The 16,590-nt window shown below is 71.9% G+C and carries 16 protein-coding genes and 1 pseudogene; 7 read left to right on the top strand and 10 right to left on the bottom strand.

Features of this window, described 5'->3' with window-relative positions:
• Positions 1–80 precede the first annotated feature (80 nt).
• The gene (locus tag AB0H32_RS26270) at positions 81–1,184 is read left to right on the top strand and encodes an NADAR family protein (protein ID WP_361124921.1); all 1,104 of its coding nucleotides are present in this window, start codon (positions 81–83) and stop codon (positions 1,182–1,184) included.
• Here the strand turns inward: AB0H32_RS26270 and AB0H32_RS26265 are convergent.
• Complete coding sequence (locus AB0H32_RS26265) at positions 1,162–1,536, bottom strand: cupin domain-containing protein (RefSeq protein ID WP_361124919.1); 375 nt, start codon at positions 1,534–1,536, stop codon at positions 1,162–1,164. The genes AB0H32_RS26270 and AB0H32_RS26265 overlap by 23 nt on opposite strands.
• An 87-nt stretch (positions 1,537–1,623) precedes the next feature.
• Here AB0H32_RS26265 and AB0H32_RS26260 point away from each other — a divergent pair, with 87 nt between their 5' ends.
• Both AB0H32_RS26260 and AB0H32_RS26255 read left to right on the top strand, forming a co-directional pair.
• Positions 1,624–2,070 (top strand): MarR family winged helix-turn-helix transcriptional regulator, encoded by a 447-nt coding sequence (locus AB0H32_RS26260; RefSeq protein WP_361124917.1) that lies wholly within the window; start codon positions 1,624–1,626, stop codon positions 2,068–2,070.
• A gap of 170 nt (positions 2,071–2,240) precedes the next feature.
• Positions 2,241–3,104, top strand: coding sequence for an alpha/beta fold hydrolase (locus AB0H32_RS26255; protein ID WP_361124916.1), 864 nt, complete (start codon positions 2,241–2,243; stop codon positions 3,102–3,104).
• Positions 3,105–3,158: 54 nt separating this feature from the next.
• Here the strand turns inward: AB0H32_RS26255 and AB0H32_RS26250 are convergent, their stop codons facing one another.
• Positions 3,159–4,187 carry a lytic polysaccharide monooxygenase gene (locus AB0H32_RS26250; RefSeq protein ID WP_361124914.1) on the bottom strand — a complete coding sequence of 343 codons (1,029 nt, stop codon included), beginning with the start codon at positions 4,185–4,187 and terminating at the stop codon, positions 3,159–3,161.
• Positions 4,188–4,476: 289 nt separating this feature from the next.
• Here AB0H32_RS26250 and AB0H32_RS26245 point away from each other — a divergent pair, with 289 nt between their 5' ends.
• A complete protein-coding gene (locus AB0H32_RS26245; protein WP_361124913.1) occupies positions 4,477–4,926 on the top strand; it encodes a GNAT family N-acetyltransferase in 450 nt (149 codons plus the stop codon).
• Between the two features lie 144 nt (positions 4,927–5,070).
• Here the strand turns inward: AB0H32_RS26245 and AB0H32_RS26240 are convergent, their stop codons facing one another.
• The gene (locus AB0H32_RS26240) at positions 5,071–5,205 is read right to left on the bottom strand and encodes a hypothetical protein (protein WP_361124911.1); all 135 of its coding nucleotides are present in this window, start codon (positions 5,203–5,205) and stop codon (positions 5,071–5,073) included.
• Between the two features lie 139 nt (positions 5,206–5,344).
• Here AB0H32_RS26240 and AB0H32_RS26235 point away from each other — a divergent pair, with 139 nt between their 5' ends.
• Positions 5,345–5,965 (top strand): class I SAM-dependent methyltransferase, encoded by a 621-nt coding sequence (locus AB0H32_RS26235; protein WP_361124909.1) that lies wholly within the window; start codon positions 5,345–5,347, stop codon positions 5,963–5,965.
• A gap of 41 nt (positions 5,966–6,006) precedes the next feature.
• Here AB0H32_RS26235 and AB0H32_RS26230 read toward each other — a convergent pair whose 3' ends face one another.
• Positions 6,007–6,507 carry a DUF402 domain-containing protein gene (locus AB0H32_RS26230; RefSeq protein ID WP_361124907.1) on the bottom strand — a complete coding sequence of 167 codons (501 nt, stop codon included), beginning with the start codon at positions 6,505–6,507 and terminating at the stop codon, positions 6,007–6,009.
• Positions 6,488–7,417: a GNAT family N-acetyltransferase gene (locus tag AB0H32_RS26225; RefSeq protein WP_361124905.1), complete on the bottom strand. Its 930-nt coding sequence runs from the start codon at positions 7,415–7,417 to the stop codon at positions 6,488–6,490. Before AB0H32_RS26225 ends, AB0H32_RS26230 begins: the two co-directional genes overlap by 20 nt.
• 71 nt (positions 7,418–7,488) lie before the next feature.
• Between AB0H32_RS26225 and AB0H32_RS26220 the strand changes: the two genes are divergently transcribed.
• On the top strand, positions 7,489–7,857 hold the full coding sequence (locus AB0H32_RS26220) for a GntR family transcriptional regulator (protein WP_361124903.1): 369 nt from the start codon (positions 7,489–7,491) through the stop codon (positions 7,855–7,857).
• 133 nt (positions 7,858–7,990) lie between these two features.
• Here the strand turns inward: AB0H32_RS26220 and AB0H32_RS26215 are convergent, their stop codons facing one another.
• Both AB0H32_RS26215 and AB0H32_RS26210 read right to left on the bottom strand, forming a co-directional pair.
• Positions 7,991–8,761, bottom strand: coding sequence for a DUF72 domain-containing protein (locus AB0H32_RS26215; protein ID WP_361124901.1), 771 nt, complete (start codon positions 8,759–8,761; stop codon positions 7,991–7,993).
• 29 nt (positions 8,762–8,790) lie between these two features.
• Positions 8,791–9,885, bottom strand: a complete 1,095-nt coding sequence (locus AB0H32_RS26210; protein WP_361124899.1) for a DUF5925 domain-containing protein — start codon at positions 9,883–9,885, stop codon at positions 8,791–8,793.
• A gap of 312 nt (positions 9,886–10,197) precedes the next feature.
• Between AB0H32_RS26210 and AB0H32_RS26205 the strand changes: the two genes are divergently transcribed.
• Positions 10,198–11,622: a xylan 1,4-beta-xylosidase gene (locus AB0H32_RS26205; protein WP_361124898.1), complete on the top strand. Its 1,425-nt coding sequence runs from the start codon at positions 10,198–10,200 to the stop codon at positions 11,620–11,622.
• An 18-nt stretch (positions 11,623–11,640) separates the two neighbouring features.
• Here AB0H32_RS26205 and AB0H32_RS26200 read toward each other — a convergent pair whose 3' ends face one another.
• From AB0H32_RS26200 to AB0H32_RS26190, 3 genes and pseudogenes are all read right to left on the bottom strand, one after another.
• Positions 11,641–15,504, bottom strand: coding sequence for a lipopolysaccharide biosynthesis protein (locus AB0H32_RS26200; RefSeq protein ID WP_361124896.1), 3,864 nt, complete (start codon positions 15,502–15,504; stop codon positions 11,641–11,643).
• Positions 15,497–16,297, bottom strand: coding sequence for a polysaccharide deacetylase family protein (locus tag AB0H32_RS26195; protein WP_361124894.1), 801 nt, complete (start codon positions 16,295–16,297; stop codon positions 15,497–15,499). Before AB0H32_RS26195 ends, AB0H32_RS26200 begins: the two co-directional genes overlap by 8 nt.
• A gap of 110 nt (positions 16,298–16,407) precedes the next feature.
• A pseudogene (locus AB0H32_RS26190) lies at positions 16,408–16,590 on the bottom strand (glycosyltransferase family 2 protein); the annotation flags it as partial.

The raw sequence follows: 16,590 nt of genomic DNA, 5'->3' as shown, positions 1-16,590 counted from the left end.
ATACCAGGGACGCCAACTGGCGTGCGTGCCGGGGGAGGTAGGGTGCCTGGGTGATGTGGCAGGGGCCGACCCACCGAAGGGTGGACGGGCAGAGGATCGACGGGGTCTGGTGTCATGTCTGGCGGCGCAACCTGCGGCACGCGTACGACGTCGACGACCTCTTCGTCTACGCCGACGGCGCGATCCTGTGCGAGCGCCTGACCGACCTGGCCGGACTGGAGGGATGGCTCGCCTCGGGGCTGGTCACGGTCACGGACCCGGCGGCGCCGCCTCCCGAGGAGCAGCCCCGCACCTGGCACTCGCGCAGCGGCGGAGCCCTGACCCCGGCGAACTTCCTCCTTGAAGTCGCCGACCGCATCGAGGAACTGAGCGGCAGGCCGACGGCCGCCCAGCGCTGCCACGAGGCGGTCGAGCGCTTCCGGAAGGAGCCGGGCGAGGCCACCCGGGCACTGCTCCGGGACGCCTACCTGGCGATTCCGGCGCATCTGCGCATCTTCGTCCTCGGCGACATGGACCTCCAGGACCGCCCCCTGCGCATGCTGCTCACCGACCTCGGTGAACGCGTCGACGGGGACGGGCCGGTGGCGACGGCCGAGATGCACGCATGGGCCCTGGAGTACTTCCGCAAGCAGGACGAGGGGGCGGCCGACGCGCAGGAGAAGCGTGCCGCTCCACACGCGGACGACCCGGCCGGAGCCGCCCGCCCGCCGGTCGTCCTCTGCGAGGTCGTGTACCCCCAGGGCCCGCCGGCGGAGCCCGGCCTCTTCGTGCTGCGCAACGACCACCCCGCCCCCGTCCGGTTCGCCGGCGACGTCCATCCCACCGTCCTGCACGGCTACTGGGCGCTGTCGGCCGCCGACGAGGCCGACCGGGACCGCATCCGCAACGCCCCCACCGCCCGCGAGGCCCGCGAACTGGCGGGTCCGGCCGAGCGGAGGGCGGACTGGCCGGACGTGCGCCTCGCCGTCATGGCCGGGCTGCTGCGCGCCAAGTTCGCCCAGCATCCCGGACTCGCGGAGGTCCTCCTGGCCACCGGGGACGCCACGATCAGCTACACCGGCAGCTCGGACTCCCCGTACTGGACGGACGGGTGGGACGAGCGGGGGCGCAACTGGGTGGGCCGGCTGCTGGAGCTGGTCCGCTCCGAGCTGCGGGCCGGGGTCAGTTCGCCCACGGCGGAGTGATGCGCGTACCGTCGGCCAGTTCCGCCGTGAGGCCGACGGAGGTGGTGACCCAGGAGATCGCGGTGTGGTCGGTGGGGTTCTCGACGGCCAGGGTCGCACCGGGATTGATGATCACCGTGTCGCCGGCGGAGATCCGTTCGCTCCGGCCGTCCAGCGTGATCAGCAGCTCGCCGACGAGCAGGTGGAAGATCTCCTCCCGGCTGACGGTGTGAGCGGGGGCCTTGGTTCCCGCGGGGATCTCGCCCCGCCAGGCGCACAACTCCTTGCTTCCGGTGCCGGGGTTGGCGTACGCGACGAAGCGGGCGCCGTGGATCTCGTGGGTCACGGCCTCGGACGAGCGGACGACGGGCATGGCGGTGTTCTCCGTTCATATGGTCAAGTAGATTGACTACATGGTCAAGCCGCTTGACCGATTCGTCAAGGGTGTTTCAATGCCTCCGTGCAGAACTCCGAAGCCATGGCCCTGTCCGCCGCCCTGCTCGCCGTCGCGGGCGACCTCACGCAACGCATCCATGCCGGGGTCGTGGCCCGTGGCTTCACGGACCTCCGGCCGGCCCACGGCTTCGCCTTCGGGCGGCTCGCCCCCGACGGGGCCACGGTCACCGACCTCGCCGCGCATCTCGGGGTGACCAAGCAGGCGGCGAGCCAGCTGGTCGACGAGATCGTCCGCAAGGGATATGCCGAGCGGCGCCCGCATCCCGAGGACGCCCGGGCCCGGCTGGTCGTACTCACCGAGCAGGGGTGGGCCTGCACCCGGGCTGCGGAGGAGGCGGCGGCGGAGGTCGTGAGCCGGTGGGCCGACCTGCTCGGCGAGGGTGAAGTGCGCGCGCTGCGGGACCGTTTGGTGCGGATCGCGCCCTACGGTCCGATCAGGCCGGCCTGGTGACGAACCGTCGGTTGCCGCACGAGCGACTGGTTATCACTGGAAGTTTTTACTGGCGCGTAACTTCACATCTGCACTACTCGCCCGTAACTTGACGAGTGAACAGCATCCTCGTGATCCGGATCACAGGGTTAGGCCGTCGCACCTCCCTTGAGCCGCAAGGAGATCACACGATGCTGCCCTGGAAGCGAGTGCTCAGACCCCTCGCCGCGCTGCTTCTGACCGCCGCCGTCGCCGTCGTTCCCGCCGCAACCGCCCATGCCTCCGACGCCGCCCCGAGCCGAGGCTGGAACGACTGGTCCTGCAAGCCTTCCGCCACCCATCCCCGCCCGGTCGTCCTGGTCCACGGGACCCTGGGCAACTCCGTCGACAACTGGCTGTCCCTCGCCCCGTATCTGAAGGACCGCGGATACTGCGTCTACTCCCTCGACTACGGCCAGCTGCCCGGCGTCCCGCTCTTCTACGGCCTCGGCCCCATCGACAAGTCGGCCGAGCAACTGTCCGCCTACGTCGACAAGGTGCTCGCAGCGACCGGTGCCGCCAAGGCCGACCTGGTCGGCCACTCCCAGGGCGGCATGATGCCCCGTTACTACCTCAGGTTCCTCGGCGGGGCGGCCAAGGTGAACGCCCTCGTCGGCCTCGCCCCCGACAACCACGGCACCGACCTGGACGGCCTCACCCATCTGCTGCCGTACTTCCCCGGCGCCGAGGACCTGATCAAGGCCACCACCCCCGGCCTCGCCGACCAGATCGTCGGCTCCGCCTTCCTCACCAAGCTCAACGCGGGCGGCGACACCGTCCCCGGAGTGCACTACACGGTCATCGCCACCAAGTACGACGAGGTGGCCACGCCCTGGCGCAACCAGTACCTGAGCGGCTCGGACGTCCACAACGTCCTGCTCCAGGACCTGTGCCCGCTCGACCTGTCCGAGCACGTGGCGATCGGTCTGTTCGACCGCATCGCCTTCCACGAGGTGGCCAACGCGCTCGACCCGGCCTCCGCGACCGCCACCACCTGCGCGTCCGCCTTCAGCTGACGCGCCCCCGGGGCCTGTCCGACCTGAGCCGCCGGACAGGCCCCGGAACCCTGTTCAGCGCCCGTGCCGGCCGCCCGCGGCGCGCCGGCGCACCGACATGAACAGCGCCGCCGAGCCGAGCGCCAGCGCTGCCGCTCCGCCGACCGCGAGGTACGGCGTGCTGCTGTCGCCGCCGGTCTCGGCGAGATTCCCGGAGGTGCCGGCGGTCTTCGGCTCGTTCGCCGCAGTGCCGTCGGCCGAAGCCGCCGCCGTCGGCTCGGCGGACGTGCTCGCGTCGTCGTCGCCGTGGCCATGGTGCTCGATCGTCGACTTGTCGGCACCGGCCTCGATCTGCTCGTCGGACGGTGAGGAGGCCGTCGGGGCTGCCGTGCCCCCGCCTCCCGAGCCCTCTCCGCCCCCGGAGGCGCTCCCGTTGCCCCCGCCGCTGCCGTCTCCGGCATCGCTGCTGCCGCCGAACACGACGTCCGAGCAGGAGTAGAACGCCTCCGGGCTGTCCGAGCGCTGCCAGATCGCATACAGAAGCTGCCTGCCGGAACGCTTGGGCAGCGTGCCGGAGAACGTGTAGAAGCCGCCCGAGGCGACCGGGTCGGTGGCCGTCGCGACCGGGTGCTGCAGGTCCAGGTTCCCCCAGGCCAGCTGCTTCGTCGGGTCGTAGCCGGGCTTGGTGAGGTAGACCTTGAAGGTGCCCTTGTGCGGGGCGGTCACTCGGTACTTGAAGGTGTAGGAGCCGCTCGTCACACTCGTCGCCGGCCAGTCCGCGCGGGCCAGGTCGAGCCCCTTGAACTCCTCGTTGTTCGCGCTGCACAGCTTGCCGTCCGGGATCAGCTTCCGGTGCTGTCCGGCGGCGTCGCCGATGCGGATGCCGTTCCAGTCGTAGAGCGCCTGCGTGCCGCCGGCCGCGACCGCCGCCTTGCACGCGGCCGACCTGGGACTCTCCGGGCCCTCCGCGTAGCACTGCGACACCCGGCTGACCGGGTCGCCCATCGAGCCGTGCGCGGCGGCGGGTGCGGCGGCGAGCGCGGTCAGGGCGAGCGGTGCTGCGCCGAGAGCGACGACGGCGGCGGCCGTGCGGCGTACGGACATGGGGAACTCCTCGAAACGGTCCTCGGGGTGGGCTGGATCCCGTGGGGGGCGATCAGAAGCTAGCCCCAAGAAACCGTGAAATCGCCTGCTGAGGGCGGGTGATGGAGATCCTTATGGTGCTGTTAAGGCAGGGCTAACGGGGGGCTCAGGAAGGAGGGGCGGGAACCCCGCGGCACCTGCTGCCGAGCTGCTCGGCGGCGGGCCTGGGCGAGTCGCCGTGGGTCTGAATTCCACAGCTGCCGCGCAGGCGGGAGTGCTCAGGCTGCGCGAGGTGGATAGCGTTCGGGCCATGACGAACGACGAGGTCCGGCCCGCCCGGGCCGCCGACGTGCCGGCCGTGAGGGCCGTGACCGATGCGGCGTACCACCGCTACATCGAGCGCATCGGGGTGGTGCCGCAGCCCATGGAGGCGGACCATGCGGCGAACGTGGGCGCGGGCAGGGTGTTCGTCCTCGGGGAGCCGGTGATCGGGCTCGTCGTCATCGAGGCCCATGACGACCACCTGTTCCTCGACAGCATCGCCGTCCACCCCGATGCACACGGCAAGGGGGCGGGGCGGCGCCTGCTGGAGTTCGTGGACGCACGCGCCCGAGCACTCGGTCTCCCTGAGGTCAGGCTCTATACGAACGCGCTGATGTGGGAGAACCAGCGGATCTATCCGAGGTTCGGCTATGAGGTCGTGGAGCGGCGCGTGGACGGGCCGTACGACCGCATCCACTACCGGAAACGGCTGCTCTGAGCCCGGGAGCGGTTGGCCTGACGCGGAGGAAAGGCGGGCCCGACACCGGGAACGGTTGGTCCCACACCGGGAATGGTTGACCCGACGCAGGGAACCGTTGGTCCGACACCGACACCGACACGACACCGGCAATGGCCGGTTCGGTCAGCTGTCCGGCCACCAGGTGCGGGCGATGTCCTTGCGCACCTCCGGACGCCCGGTGGGCCGCTCCTCCGCCTTTTCACGGATCCGGCGGCTGTCCGTCTTCTTCAGGGGCTTCTGCACGGTCATGCGGCGCATGGCTGCCTCCTTCGGTGCCCACCCGGTTCCGTGTTCGTCACGGAGGTGGACCCTTTCGGGGAGAGTTCCTCATCGGTTCCGTTCTGTCAGTGGCGGCTGTCACGTCGGGACTGTCAGTGGCGGGTGTCACTCTTGGGGCATGACGAACGAGCGTGAACGGACGGTTGCGGTGGGTGCCGACGTGGACTGGGACACGGCGGCGGCCACGTTCGACGACGAGCCGGACCACGGGCTGCGCGCCCCCGAGGTGCGGGCCGCCTGGGCGGCCAGACTCCGCTCGTGGCTGCCCGGGCGCCCCGCCGACGTCCTCGACCTCGGCTGCGGCACCGGCAGCCTGTCGCTCCTCGCGGCCGAGCAGGGACACCGGGTCACCGGAGTGGACCGGTCCCCGGCCATGGTCGAGCAGGCCCGGGCCAAGCTCGCCGGACTGGACGCGGTGGTCCTGCACGGGGACGCCGCGGCCCCGCCCGTGGGGGAGCAGTGCTACGACGTCGTCCTCGTCCGGCATGTGCTGTGGACGCTGCCCGACCCCGCCCACGTCCTGCGGCACTGGCGGACCCTGCTGCGCCCCGAGGGGCTGCTCCTGCTGGTCGAGGGCGTCTGGGGGACTCTCAGCCCGGTCGGCATACCCGCCGCCCGGCTCACCGCCCTGCTGGAGCCCGTCGCCGGGGACGTGCGCGTGGAGCGGCTGTCCGACGACCCGCTGTTGTGGGGGAAGGCCGTGGACGACGAGCGGTACGCGGTGCTGGCGACGGTGTGACGAGAGGGAGGAGCGGGCCGGGCGCGAGGGGAGGCGCGGGGTCAGGTCAGCAGGTCCTCGAAGCCGCCTCCGCGGGCCCGTGCCTCCAGTTCGTCCAGGGCGGCCACGGCGGCGGCCGCGGCCGCGGGGTCCGTCCCCGCCAGCCCGCTCTCGGCGAACTCGTCCTCGTCCAGACGCCTTACGTCCGTGCCGTCCGCGGAGCGCCACAGGTCCAGGTCCAGGTCCTCGACGACCAGCTCCGTGCCGGACCGGACGGCCGGGCGGGTGATGTCGCAGTACCAGCCCTTGACGGTGCCGTCCCCGGCGCGGACCTCCTTCACCGAGTACCAGCGGTCCCGCCAGTAGTGCTCGGTGAACACGTCGCCCGCCTCGAAGCGCACGAAGCCGAAGTCACGGGCGCCCTCGCCCGCCCACGGGGCGCGGACACAGACGTGGACGCCGTCGTCGTACAGCAGCTCCGCCGGATAACGGATCTTCGTGCGGCCACCCTTGACCAGCACGACCTCCACCCGTCCCACGGGCTCAGCCGAGTTCGCGGACATGACGCACCTCCGTCGCGCAGATCTCGTACCCCAGCCACTTGTTGATCGCGATCATCGGATCGTTTCCGGCGTCATTGCCCGTGAAGGCCTCGGTGACGCCGGCGGCCCGGGCCCGGTACAGGGAGTGGATCTTGGCGAGCTTGGCCAGGCCACGGCCGCGATGGGCGCGGGTGGTACCGGTCATCGCGCTCGAGTAGCGGCCGGCGCCGTCGGTGCAGGCCATGCTGAAGGCGACCGGACGGCCGTCCACCACCGCGGCCACGGTCAGCTCGCGGTCCAGCAGTGGATGCTTCCAGTTCTGCTTCAGCCAGGCCTCGTAGTCCGTGAACTCGATGGCGACGTCGCCGGGTTCGTCCTGCACCGTCTCCGCGTCCAGCTCGAACAGCGGGCGCGGGTCGTCCGCGAATTCGGCCGCCGTGCGCAGCTCGACGCCCTGCGGAACCTCCGGGAGCGGTGGGAGCGTGCCGTCCGCCAGGTCGAGGCGGAGGAAGTGGGCGGGACGGCCGCTCGTGTAGCCCTGCTGCTCGGCGAAGACGCGGTTGCCCGGTTCGTCCAGGACCCAGGAGAACAGCTTGGTCGCGCCGACGGCGATGAGATGCTCCTCGGCGGCCCGCACGAGGAGCCGGCCGGCGCCACGCCGGGTCCGGTCCGGCCGTACGTAGACGTTGACGTACCCCTGGCCCGGCTCCGGGCTGTCGTGCACCAGGGCGACCTGGGCCGTGCCGATCACCTCGTCGTCCTCCACCGCGACCAGGGAGCGGAAGTGGCCGTCGGGATGGCTGTGCGTGAGCAGGTGGCGGACGGAGTCCGGGGTGAACAGGATGTACGGAAGGGCGAGATGGCGGACCCGGGCGAAGCCCTCCGTGTCGGACGGGACGTCGGGGCGCAGGTCGCGCACGATCACTGTCATGGAGAGGCACCGTACGGGCGGACGTGCTGGGGTGCCTCTCATTTTCCGCCGGGTACGGGACAATCGGCCCTGTGAGCCTGAAGATCCATATCGATGACAGCGCGGCGCCGTTCGAGCAGGTGCGGGCGCAGATTTCCGAGCAGGCGCGGTCCGGAGCGCTGCCGGTGGGGTACCGGCTGCCGACCGTGCGGGGCCTGGCCGAGTCGCTGGGGCTCGCGGTGAACACGGTGGCCAAGGCCTACCGGGCGCTGGAGAGCGACGGGGTGATCGAGACGCGGGGGCGCAACGGAACGTTCGTGGCTGCCGCCGGCTCGGCCGCTGAGCGTCAGGCCGCTGCCGCTGCCCAGGGGTACGCGGAGCGGGTGCGGCGGCTCGGACTGACCGAGGACGAGGCGTTGGGGGCCGTGCGGGATGCCCTGCGGGCGGCCTATCGGGAGTAGCGGATCCCCGGTCCTGGGCCGAGCAGGGTCCGGCCTCGCCGGAATGCGCCGTCATGGAGGGGCGCCGTCGCGGAGGGCCCCGTCGTGGAGGGGGGGGCAGTCGCGGAGAGGTGCCGTCTCGGCGGACCTGTGGTCACGGGAGCTTCGCCGGCTCCGGTGTCCGTGTCACCGTCAGCCCCGCCCGCCTCGCCGCCTTCCCGAACGTCACCGCGTCCTCCACCGCCGCTCCGCCCGGATCGTTGTTGAAGTACGCGTACACGTCGTCCGCGTCGGACCAGGTCGTCGCGATGCGGTCCACCCAGGTCTCCAGGCAGCGGCGGCCGTAGCGCGGCCAGGGCCGGGCCAGGCCCTCGTGGAAGCGGACGTAGCCCCAGCCGGTGGTGCGCCACAGCGGGATCACGGGATGGGCCCGGACGTCCGCCCAGCACAGGGCGGCGCCCCGGGACTCCAGTACCCCGCGCACCTGCGGCGTCCACCAGGAGTCGTGGCGCGGCTCGACCGCGACCCTCGTGCCGGGCGGGAAGCAGGCCAGACAGGCGTCGAGCAGGGGCGCGTCCGCGCGCAGGGTCGGCGGGAGCTGGAGGAGGACCGGGCCCAGCCGGTCGCCCAGGCCCGCCGCATGGCTCATCAGGCGGCCGACCGGTTCCCCGGGGTCCTTCAGGCGCTTGATGTGGGTCAGATAGCGGCTGGCCTTGACCGTGACCACGAAGTCCGCGGGCACCCGGTCCCGCCACGCCTCGAAGTTCTCCCGGGTGGGGAGACGGTAGAACGCGTTGTTGATCTCCACCGTCGCGAAGAGCCGCGTGTACTCCTCCAGCCACAGCCGCGCCGGAACCCCCGACGGATACACGACGTCCCGCCAGTCCTTGTACTGCCACCCCGACGTTCCGACGAACAGGGTCATATGTCCATCAAAACACCCGGAGGCGACTTCTACAGATACAGGCCCGCGTCCGCCCCGTCCCGCGCCCCCGGCACCGACGTCGGCGCGTTGCCCCGGCGCAGCGCGTACAGCTCGGCGAGGGTCGCGCCCTCCCTGCCGACCCCCTCCTCCGTGCCGAGCCAGTTGGCCGCCTCGCGGCGGGTCAGCGGGCCCACCTCGATGCGGGCCAGGCAGCGGCCGGGGCGGACCACGGCCGGATGCAGGCGCTCCAGGTCCTCGTTGGTGGTCACCCCCACCAGGACGTTGCGGCCCTGGCCGAGCAGGCCGTCGGTGAGGTTGAGCAGCCGGGACAGGGCCTGGCCCGCGGTGTGCTTGGCCTCGCCACGGATCAGCTCGTCGCAGTCCTCCAGGAGGAGAAGGCGCCAGCGGCCCTTGCCCGCGCTGTCCTCCTCGCCGATCGCGATGTCCATCAGATAGCCGACGTCGGAGAACAGCCGCTCGGGATCGAGGACGCAGTCCACCTGGCACCACTCCCGCCAGGAGCGGGCCAGCGTGCGCAGGGCCGAGGTCTTGCCGGTGCCCGGCGGACCGTGCAGGAGCAGGAGGCGGCCCGCGATGTCCTCGGGGGTCGTCTCCATCAGGCGGTCCATCGCGTCCGCCACCGGCGCGGTGTAGTTGGGCCGGACCTCCTCCCAGGTGCCCGCGGAGATCTGCCGTGTGGTGCGGTGCGGGCCGCGCCGCGGGGAGACGTACCAGAAGCCCATGGTCACGTTCTCCGGCTGCGGCTCCGGCTCGTCGGTCGCGCCGTCCGTGGCCCGGTGGAGGATGTCCTTGGCCAGTTCGGCACTGGTCGCGGTCACGGTGACGTCCGCGCCGCGGTTCCAGCGCGAGACGAGCAGGGTCCAGCCCTCGCCCTCGGCGAGGGTCGCGCTGCGGTCGTCGTCGCGGGCGACGCGCAGCACCCGGGCGCCGTCCGGCAGCAGCGTCGCGCCCGAGCGCACCCGGTCGATGTTCGCGGCGTGCGAGTACGGCTGCTCGCCCGTCGCGAAGCGGCCGAGGAACAGCGCGTCGACGACGTCGGAGGGCGAGTCGGAGTCGTCGACGTGGAGCCGGATCGGCAGAGCGTCGTGTGGGTTCGCAGACATGCCGCCATGATCCGGCACCCATGCGCTCCGTGCACGGCATTTCCGCCGCTCTGCGCTCCGCCGGAAGAGCGGTTCGGGAGCGGTTCGGGAGCGGTTCGGGAGCGGTCGGGGAGAGATCGGGGAGAGATCGGGGAGCGGTTCGCACCCCGGGGTGGTCGTGGCCGGTCGCGTGCACGCGGCGGAGCCGCGTCCCGAAACGGCCCCGCACCCCTCACGGGTTGCCCTTCGGCACCGCACCCCACCGATCCCGCTCGGTCCGGGTGTTCCCAAGACCTGCCCCCGCCGAGCCTTCCGCCGTTACTGTTGTCCGTGATGGGACGTCATGGGTGGTATACGGGGGCTGGGCGGTGGCGGCTCACCGCCCTGCTCGGTGTGGGAGTGGCCGCGCTGGCCCTGGTGGTGACCCTGCTCAACACACTGCCCGGGGGCGGCGGGAGCACCGTCGGCACCTCGCCCGACGGCGACCGGGTGCACGGCACGCCCGTCACCCCGCCGGCGCATCCGGAGCCGTACGTGGGCTGGGGCTTCACCCACACCCAGTACAGCGCCGACCAGGGCAGCGACACGGCCACCGGCCGGGTGGAACAGCTGCTGGCCAAGGACGGCCGGCTGCCGCAGGACCAGGCGATCATGGGCTGGGGCGCCGACAACCCCGAGCCGGTGAAGGGGCATTACGACTTCGGCGCGATGGACCGCCGCATCGACTTCATCCGCAGGTCCGGCGGCACCCCCGTGATCACGCTGTGCTGCTCGCCGGACTGGATGAAGGGCGGCAGGGCCGGCGTCGGCAACACCGACTGGAGCGAGCCCGCCCTGGAGACCGCGCCCACCCCGAGCCACTACCAGGACTTCGCCGATCTGGCCGCGACCGTCGCCAGGCGCTATCCCGACGTACGCCACTTCATCGTCTGGAACGAGTTCAAGGGCTTCTGGAACGACGCCAGGAGCCGCTGGGACTACGAGGGCTACACGGCGATGTACAACCTCGTCTACAAGGCGCTGAAGAAGGTCGACAGGACCATCATGGTCGGCGGGCCCTACCTCGCCATGGACAGCCTCGACCCGCGCCAGCAGGACAACGCCTCGACCACCGTCCGGGGCCCCTGGGGCGCCATGGACCAGCGGGTCCTCGACGCCTTCGGCTACTGGAACGCCCACAAGGCCGGCGCCGACTTCGTGGTCGTCGACGGCTCCAGCTACACCAACGACGACGACCTGCTGCCCGACGAGTTCGCCGCCACCGACAAGCTCACCGCGGTGGGCGAGTGGGTGCGCAAGCAGACCCATGACCTTCCCCTGTGGTGGGCCGAGTACTACGTCGAACCCGCCGACGGCAAGGACCGACGCAGGGGCTGGACCGACGCGCACCGCATCGCCGTCCACGCGGCCGGGCTGATCGCGATGGCCAGGGGCGGCGCCGACTCCGGCTTCTACTGGAACCCGGAGCAGAAGACGGGGAGCGCCTGCCCCGGCTGTCTGTGGACGCCGACCGACAGCGCCGACGGGGGCAGGGCCCTGCCCATGTACGACCTGGTGTCCCGGTTCGGCAGGGCGTTCCCGCCGGGCACCAGGTACGAGACCGTGTCCGTCGCGCAGGACGACGTGCCCAACGTACGGGTGCTGGCCGACGGCAGGAAGGCCCTCGTGGTCAACACCCTCGACCGGACGATCAGCGCGCAGGTCGACGGGAAGCGGTTCGACATGCGCGCCTACGAGGTGAAGTGGCTCGACCGCTGAGCCACCACCCCGCACCCGTCACTTCATCGTCAGGAACCGCTGCACCAGCGCGGCCAGCAGCACCGCCAGCAGGGGCAGCGAGAACCAGAAGCTGCCCTGCAGCCACCGCAGTTGCCGTGTCCCGGGCCGCACCGCGACCCTGACCACCTCGCGCGCGGTGAGCAGGAGGATCAGCGCGACTGCGGCCAGCGCGCCGACCACCGACCACGTCGTCCAGGTCACCTGCGGCCCGATCGGGCCCGGGTCCGGCCTCGGCACCGCGCCGGCCGGCTGCTTGCGCAGCGCATACACCGTGACGTCGTTGTTGACCAGGACCTTCGTCAGTTCCTGCCGGTTGTCAAGGTTGTGGATCAGCCGGGACTCCCAGGTCGCCGAGTAGCCCGCGTCCAGCTGCAGATACGTGACCTGACTCTCGTTGATCATCAGATACGAGTGCGGGCCCGCGTCCTTGAGCGCCTTGACCAGGCCCGACACCAGCACCGGGTCGGCGGGTGCGAGTGTCGGCACGTAGTCGACCCGTTCCATGTCCCGTGCGCCCCACGGCATCGCCGGGGTGACGTCGTTGACCGTGTCCTGGCTCAGCCACAGCAGCCGTACCGTCGGCTTGTCGTGGGCGTACACCCAGTCCATGGCCGCGACCTCGCCGGGCCGGGTCCGCTCGAACGGCTCGTTGCCCCAGCGGGCCACCAGGAAGCCGCCCATCAGCAGCAGACCGGCCAGCAGCGCGGCCAGCGGGGCGAGGCTCACCCGGTCCTTCGCACGCTCCTGCGCGGTGACGCCGGTGCGCGGGAAGAGGGCGAGGGCACCGAGCAGGGCCGCGCCCGGCACGGCGAACATGAAGACGCGCAGCGCCATCTCGCCGCCGTACGACTGCATGCCGAAACCAAGGAACGGGACGAAGGTGAGCACCAGCAGCGACCGCTCGCGGTACCGGTGGAAGCGCCGCCGCCACCAGCCCCAGCAGGCGAAGGCCATCACCGAGCCGGCCAGCAGGACCCGGGTGTACAGGACCAGCTTGTGCGTCGAACTCCCGCCCTGGATCCGGCCGGACACGGATGTGGAGACATTGCTGCCGACCCCGCCGACCCCGCCGAAGAGGTCGTTGAAGTGCCCGGACCAGTACGGCTCGGCCATGAAACCGACCCAGGCCGCTACGAGCACGGCGAACAGGATGGGCAGGCCGCGCAGTTCGGACCGGCCGAGCAGTACCAGGGCCGCGAGCACACCGAGCATCACGAACGGGGTGAGCTGGTGCGCCGGGACGCTCGCCGCGTACAGGCCGATCACCACCAGCAGCAGCACGGCCCGCTGACGCCGGTCGGTGGGCTCCACCTCGGCCTCGCCCGGACGGAACTTCGCCCACACCACGTGCGGCGCACGGAACCAGACCAGCAGGATCGCCACGAAGACGAGGTAGAGGAGGTAGGTGAAGCCCTGCGGCGAGAAGTAGTCCTGGCCGACCCAGCCGCACAGCACGAACAGCCACACGCCCGTCCACCTGGCCCGCCAGCTCGCCCGCAGGGAGCGGGTCAGCAGGAACATCGGGGCCAGATAGGCGAGCTGGACGGCCGTCGGCCACCACCGGATGATCTCCGTGAAGTCGTCGACCCCGCAGGCCCGGGCGACGAACGCGGCCACCGCGAAGAAGCCCGGCCAGCTCCAGCGGGCGTCCAGGTCCGGCACGGCGGACCCGGTGCGGTCGATGTAGTCGATGAAGCCGAGGTGCTGCCAGGCCGTCGCGAACCGCGGCTCGGTCTCCAGCACCGCGGGCAGCGCGTGCAGGGACACCACGGTCGCCAGCAGGGTGACCAGCAACAGGGCCCGGTGCTCGCGGCGCAGCCAGAGCAGCGAGGCGAACACCGTGATCAGCAGCGCCGCCCCCACCAGCGTCGGCAGCGGCAGCACGGAGACCAGGCCGAGCCCGCCCATCCGGTCCAGATCGGCCTCTCCGAGCCGCAGCGCGGGCACCCAGTACAGCAGCAGCGCGGCGATCAGCAGACAGCCGAGAACGACACCGGAGCGGGTCGGCAGCAGCCGGCCCCGAGGCGCGGACCGCGGCGGCCCATCAGGTACGGCGTCCTCCGATACAACGTCTTCCGGTACGGCGTCTTCCGGTACGACGTCCTGCGGCGCGGCGCTCTCGGGTGACGTCTCCTCGTCGAACGGCGCGTCGACCACAGCCTCCCGCAGCAGCGCCGCCTCGGCCGGGCCCAGGGACGCCTCGGCACCCGGCTCCGACCCCTCGACCGGCAGCCGCACCGGCGTGCCGGTGGGTGGGGTGCCGGGTCCCGGGCGGACGTCCGGCCGGCGTTCGACGTGGTCGAAGTCGACGTGGATACCGAGGGCGAGGGTGTCCCGGTCCAGCGCCCAGCCCGGGCTCGGCCGACGCACCGGGGCGGTGGCCGGGGAGGTGGGCGTCCCCCCGCTCACGGGGGTCTCCCCGCTCGGGTGAAGTCGAGAGTGGGGGAGAAGCCGGGAGGGGGTGAGCGCCCCCAGGTCGGAGAGGTCCCCGTCCGGTGCCGCCGCATCCGCCGGAGGCGGCGGTGCGGCCCGGACGGTCTTCCACAGCTTCGGCGCGGCGATCGCCACGATCACCGTGAGGCTGGAGATCTCGGCGACGCCCGCGCCGGTCAGGCCCATCCGGGGCAGGAGCAGCAGCGTCAGCCCGAGCACCAGCACGCACAGCAGGCCCTGCAGCCAGGCGAGTCCGGCGGTGCGGCTCTGCGCCCGCAGCACCGCGAAGTACGTCTCCATCACGACCCGCAGCAGTGCGCCGACCGCGAACCAGCGCAGCAGCGGCGTCGCCGCGTGCGCGTAGCCGTCGCCGAAGACGCCCAGGATCCAGGGAGCGCCGACGAACAGCACGCCCGCGATCGGCAGCATGATCCGGGCCATCCGCTTCAGCGCGGCCCGGGTGTTGGCGGCCAGTCGCCCCGGATCGTGCGAGCCCTCCACCGTCAGGGACGCGCCCATGTTGATGGCGAGCAGGTTGGTCGTGCCGCCGATGGTGGTGGTGATGTAGAAGTACGCGTTGTCCTCGGAGCTGACCTGCGAGGCGATGATCACCGGGACGAGGTAGACCACGGCGAGCGAGAAGAGCGAGCCGGTGTAGTCCCCGGCGAGGAACCGCCCGATCTCCTTCAGCGTCGGCGGCTCGGTGTGGTCCTCGGTCGCCTTGACGTGCCGGGGCACCAGCCGCCGGAACACCAGCCAGCCCAGCGGCACCACCGAGGTGGCGATCGCGGCGACCCAGGACACGAAGACGCCGGTGGCGGGGACCGCCACGGCGAACGCGACGAGCAGCCCGAGCTTGACCGCCGAGAACACGGTGTTGCCCACCGGCACCCAGGGCGCGCTGCGCAGCCCGGTCAGCACCCCGTCCTGGAGCGTGAGCAGGTTCCAGGCGACGACGGCCGCGATGAACCCGAGACCGTTCATCGGCCCGTGCAGGAAGCGGTACGAGGGCCCCCACACGTCCAGGGTCGTCAGGAACACGCCCGCCGCGAGTGCCACGACCAGCGAACTGCCCGCGTAGGTCCGGAAGATGAGCCGTGCGGTGCGCTGCCCGGACACCGGGATGAAGCGGGCCAGGGCACCGGTCAGCGTCACCGCGGTCAGTCCGGCGAGCAGCTTCATCGCGGCGATGGCGGCCGAGCCCTGCCCGACCGCCGACTCGGAGTAGTAGCGGGCCGCGGCCAGCCAGAAGCCGAGCCCGAGGACGGCGGAGATGCCGGTGTTGAGCATCAGGGCGTAGGCGTTGCGGAACAGCGGGCTGCCGCCGGTCGACCGGCCCGTCCCGGGCAGTCTCAGACGGCGCCCGGACCGTGCGGGCGCCTCGGGCCCGGACGTCCCGGTCTCGGTTGTGGTGGTCGTGTCAGACACGGGAACGGATGGCCTTCCGGCGGACCTGGCGTGCTCTGCGGACGAGGGCGTACCCCTTGGTGAGGGCGCGGTCCTTGGCGAAGTCACGGGCGATGGCGCGGCCTTCGAGCAGCCGCTGGAACTCCTCGACGCCCGTGCTGCGGCGGACGGTGACGCGCTGCAGGGCGTACGGCCCCTGCGTGCGGCGGGCGAGACCGTTGCCGACGGCGAGTGCCTGGGCGTATCCGGCCTCCCGGACGGCCCGGCGGACCCGGCGGCTGGAGTAGCCGTACGGGTAGGCGAACGACACCGGGCGTGAGCCGAGTTCGCCGGTGACGATCTCCGTGCTGCGGACCAGCTCCGAGCGCAGGGAGGTGTCGTCGAGCTGGTCGAGCTGCGGGTGGCTGTGGCTGTGCCCGCCGATCTCGACGCCGGCGTCCGCGAGGTCGTGCACCTGCGGCCAGTCGAGCATGGCGTCCAGGCCGCCTCCGGTGTCGTACGCGCCCTTGATCCAGCCGGTGGAGACGAACAGGGTGGCCGGGAAGCCGTGCTTGGCCAGCACGGGCAGGGCATGGCGGTGGACGCCCTCGTAGCCGTCGTCGAAGGTGATCAGCACCGGCCGCTCCGGCAGCGGGCGGCCGGACCGCCAGCGCACCGCGAGGTCCGCGGTCGTCATCGGGGTCAGGCCCAGGTCGCCGACGAGCGCCATCTGCTCGGCGAACGCCTCCGGGGCGACCGACAGGGCCCGGGTGGCGTCGTTGGGTGCGGTGGACACCGCGTGGTACATGAGGATCGGTACGGCAGTGCCGCTCATGGGCGTTCCCCCTCGATCCGTACGCCCTTGTGACTCATCGGCGTTCCCCCTCGATCCCTGCACCCGTGCGGCTCATGGGCGTTCCCCTTCGGACCCTGCACCCGTGCGGCTCATGGGCGTTCCCCTTCGGACCCTGCGCCCGTGCCGCGCGGGGCTTCTTCCTCGATCGGTACGACGGAGAACGCCGTCCCGCCCCGCCGTGCCCGCCAACTGCCCACCACGTAGCCGCCCGCCGCCGTGAGCACGCCCGCGACGATCGCGCCCGCGCGCCCGGCGCCGCCCGGGCGGGCGAG

The organism is Streptomyces sp. NPDC020362 (genome assembly GCF_040642095.1).
Lineage (GTDB): Bacteria > Actinomycetota > Actinomycetes > Streptomycetales > Streptomycetaceae > Streptomyces.
This window is presented reverse-complemented; position numbering and strand designations above follow the sequence as displayed.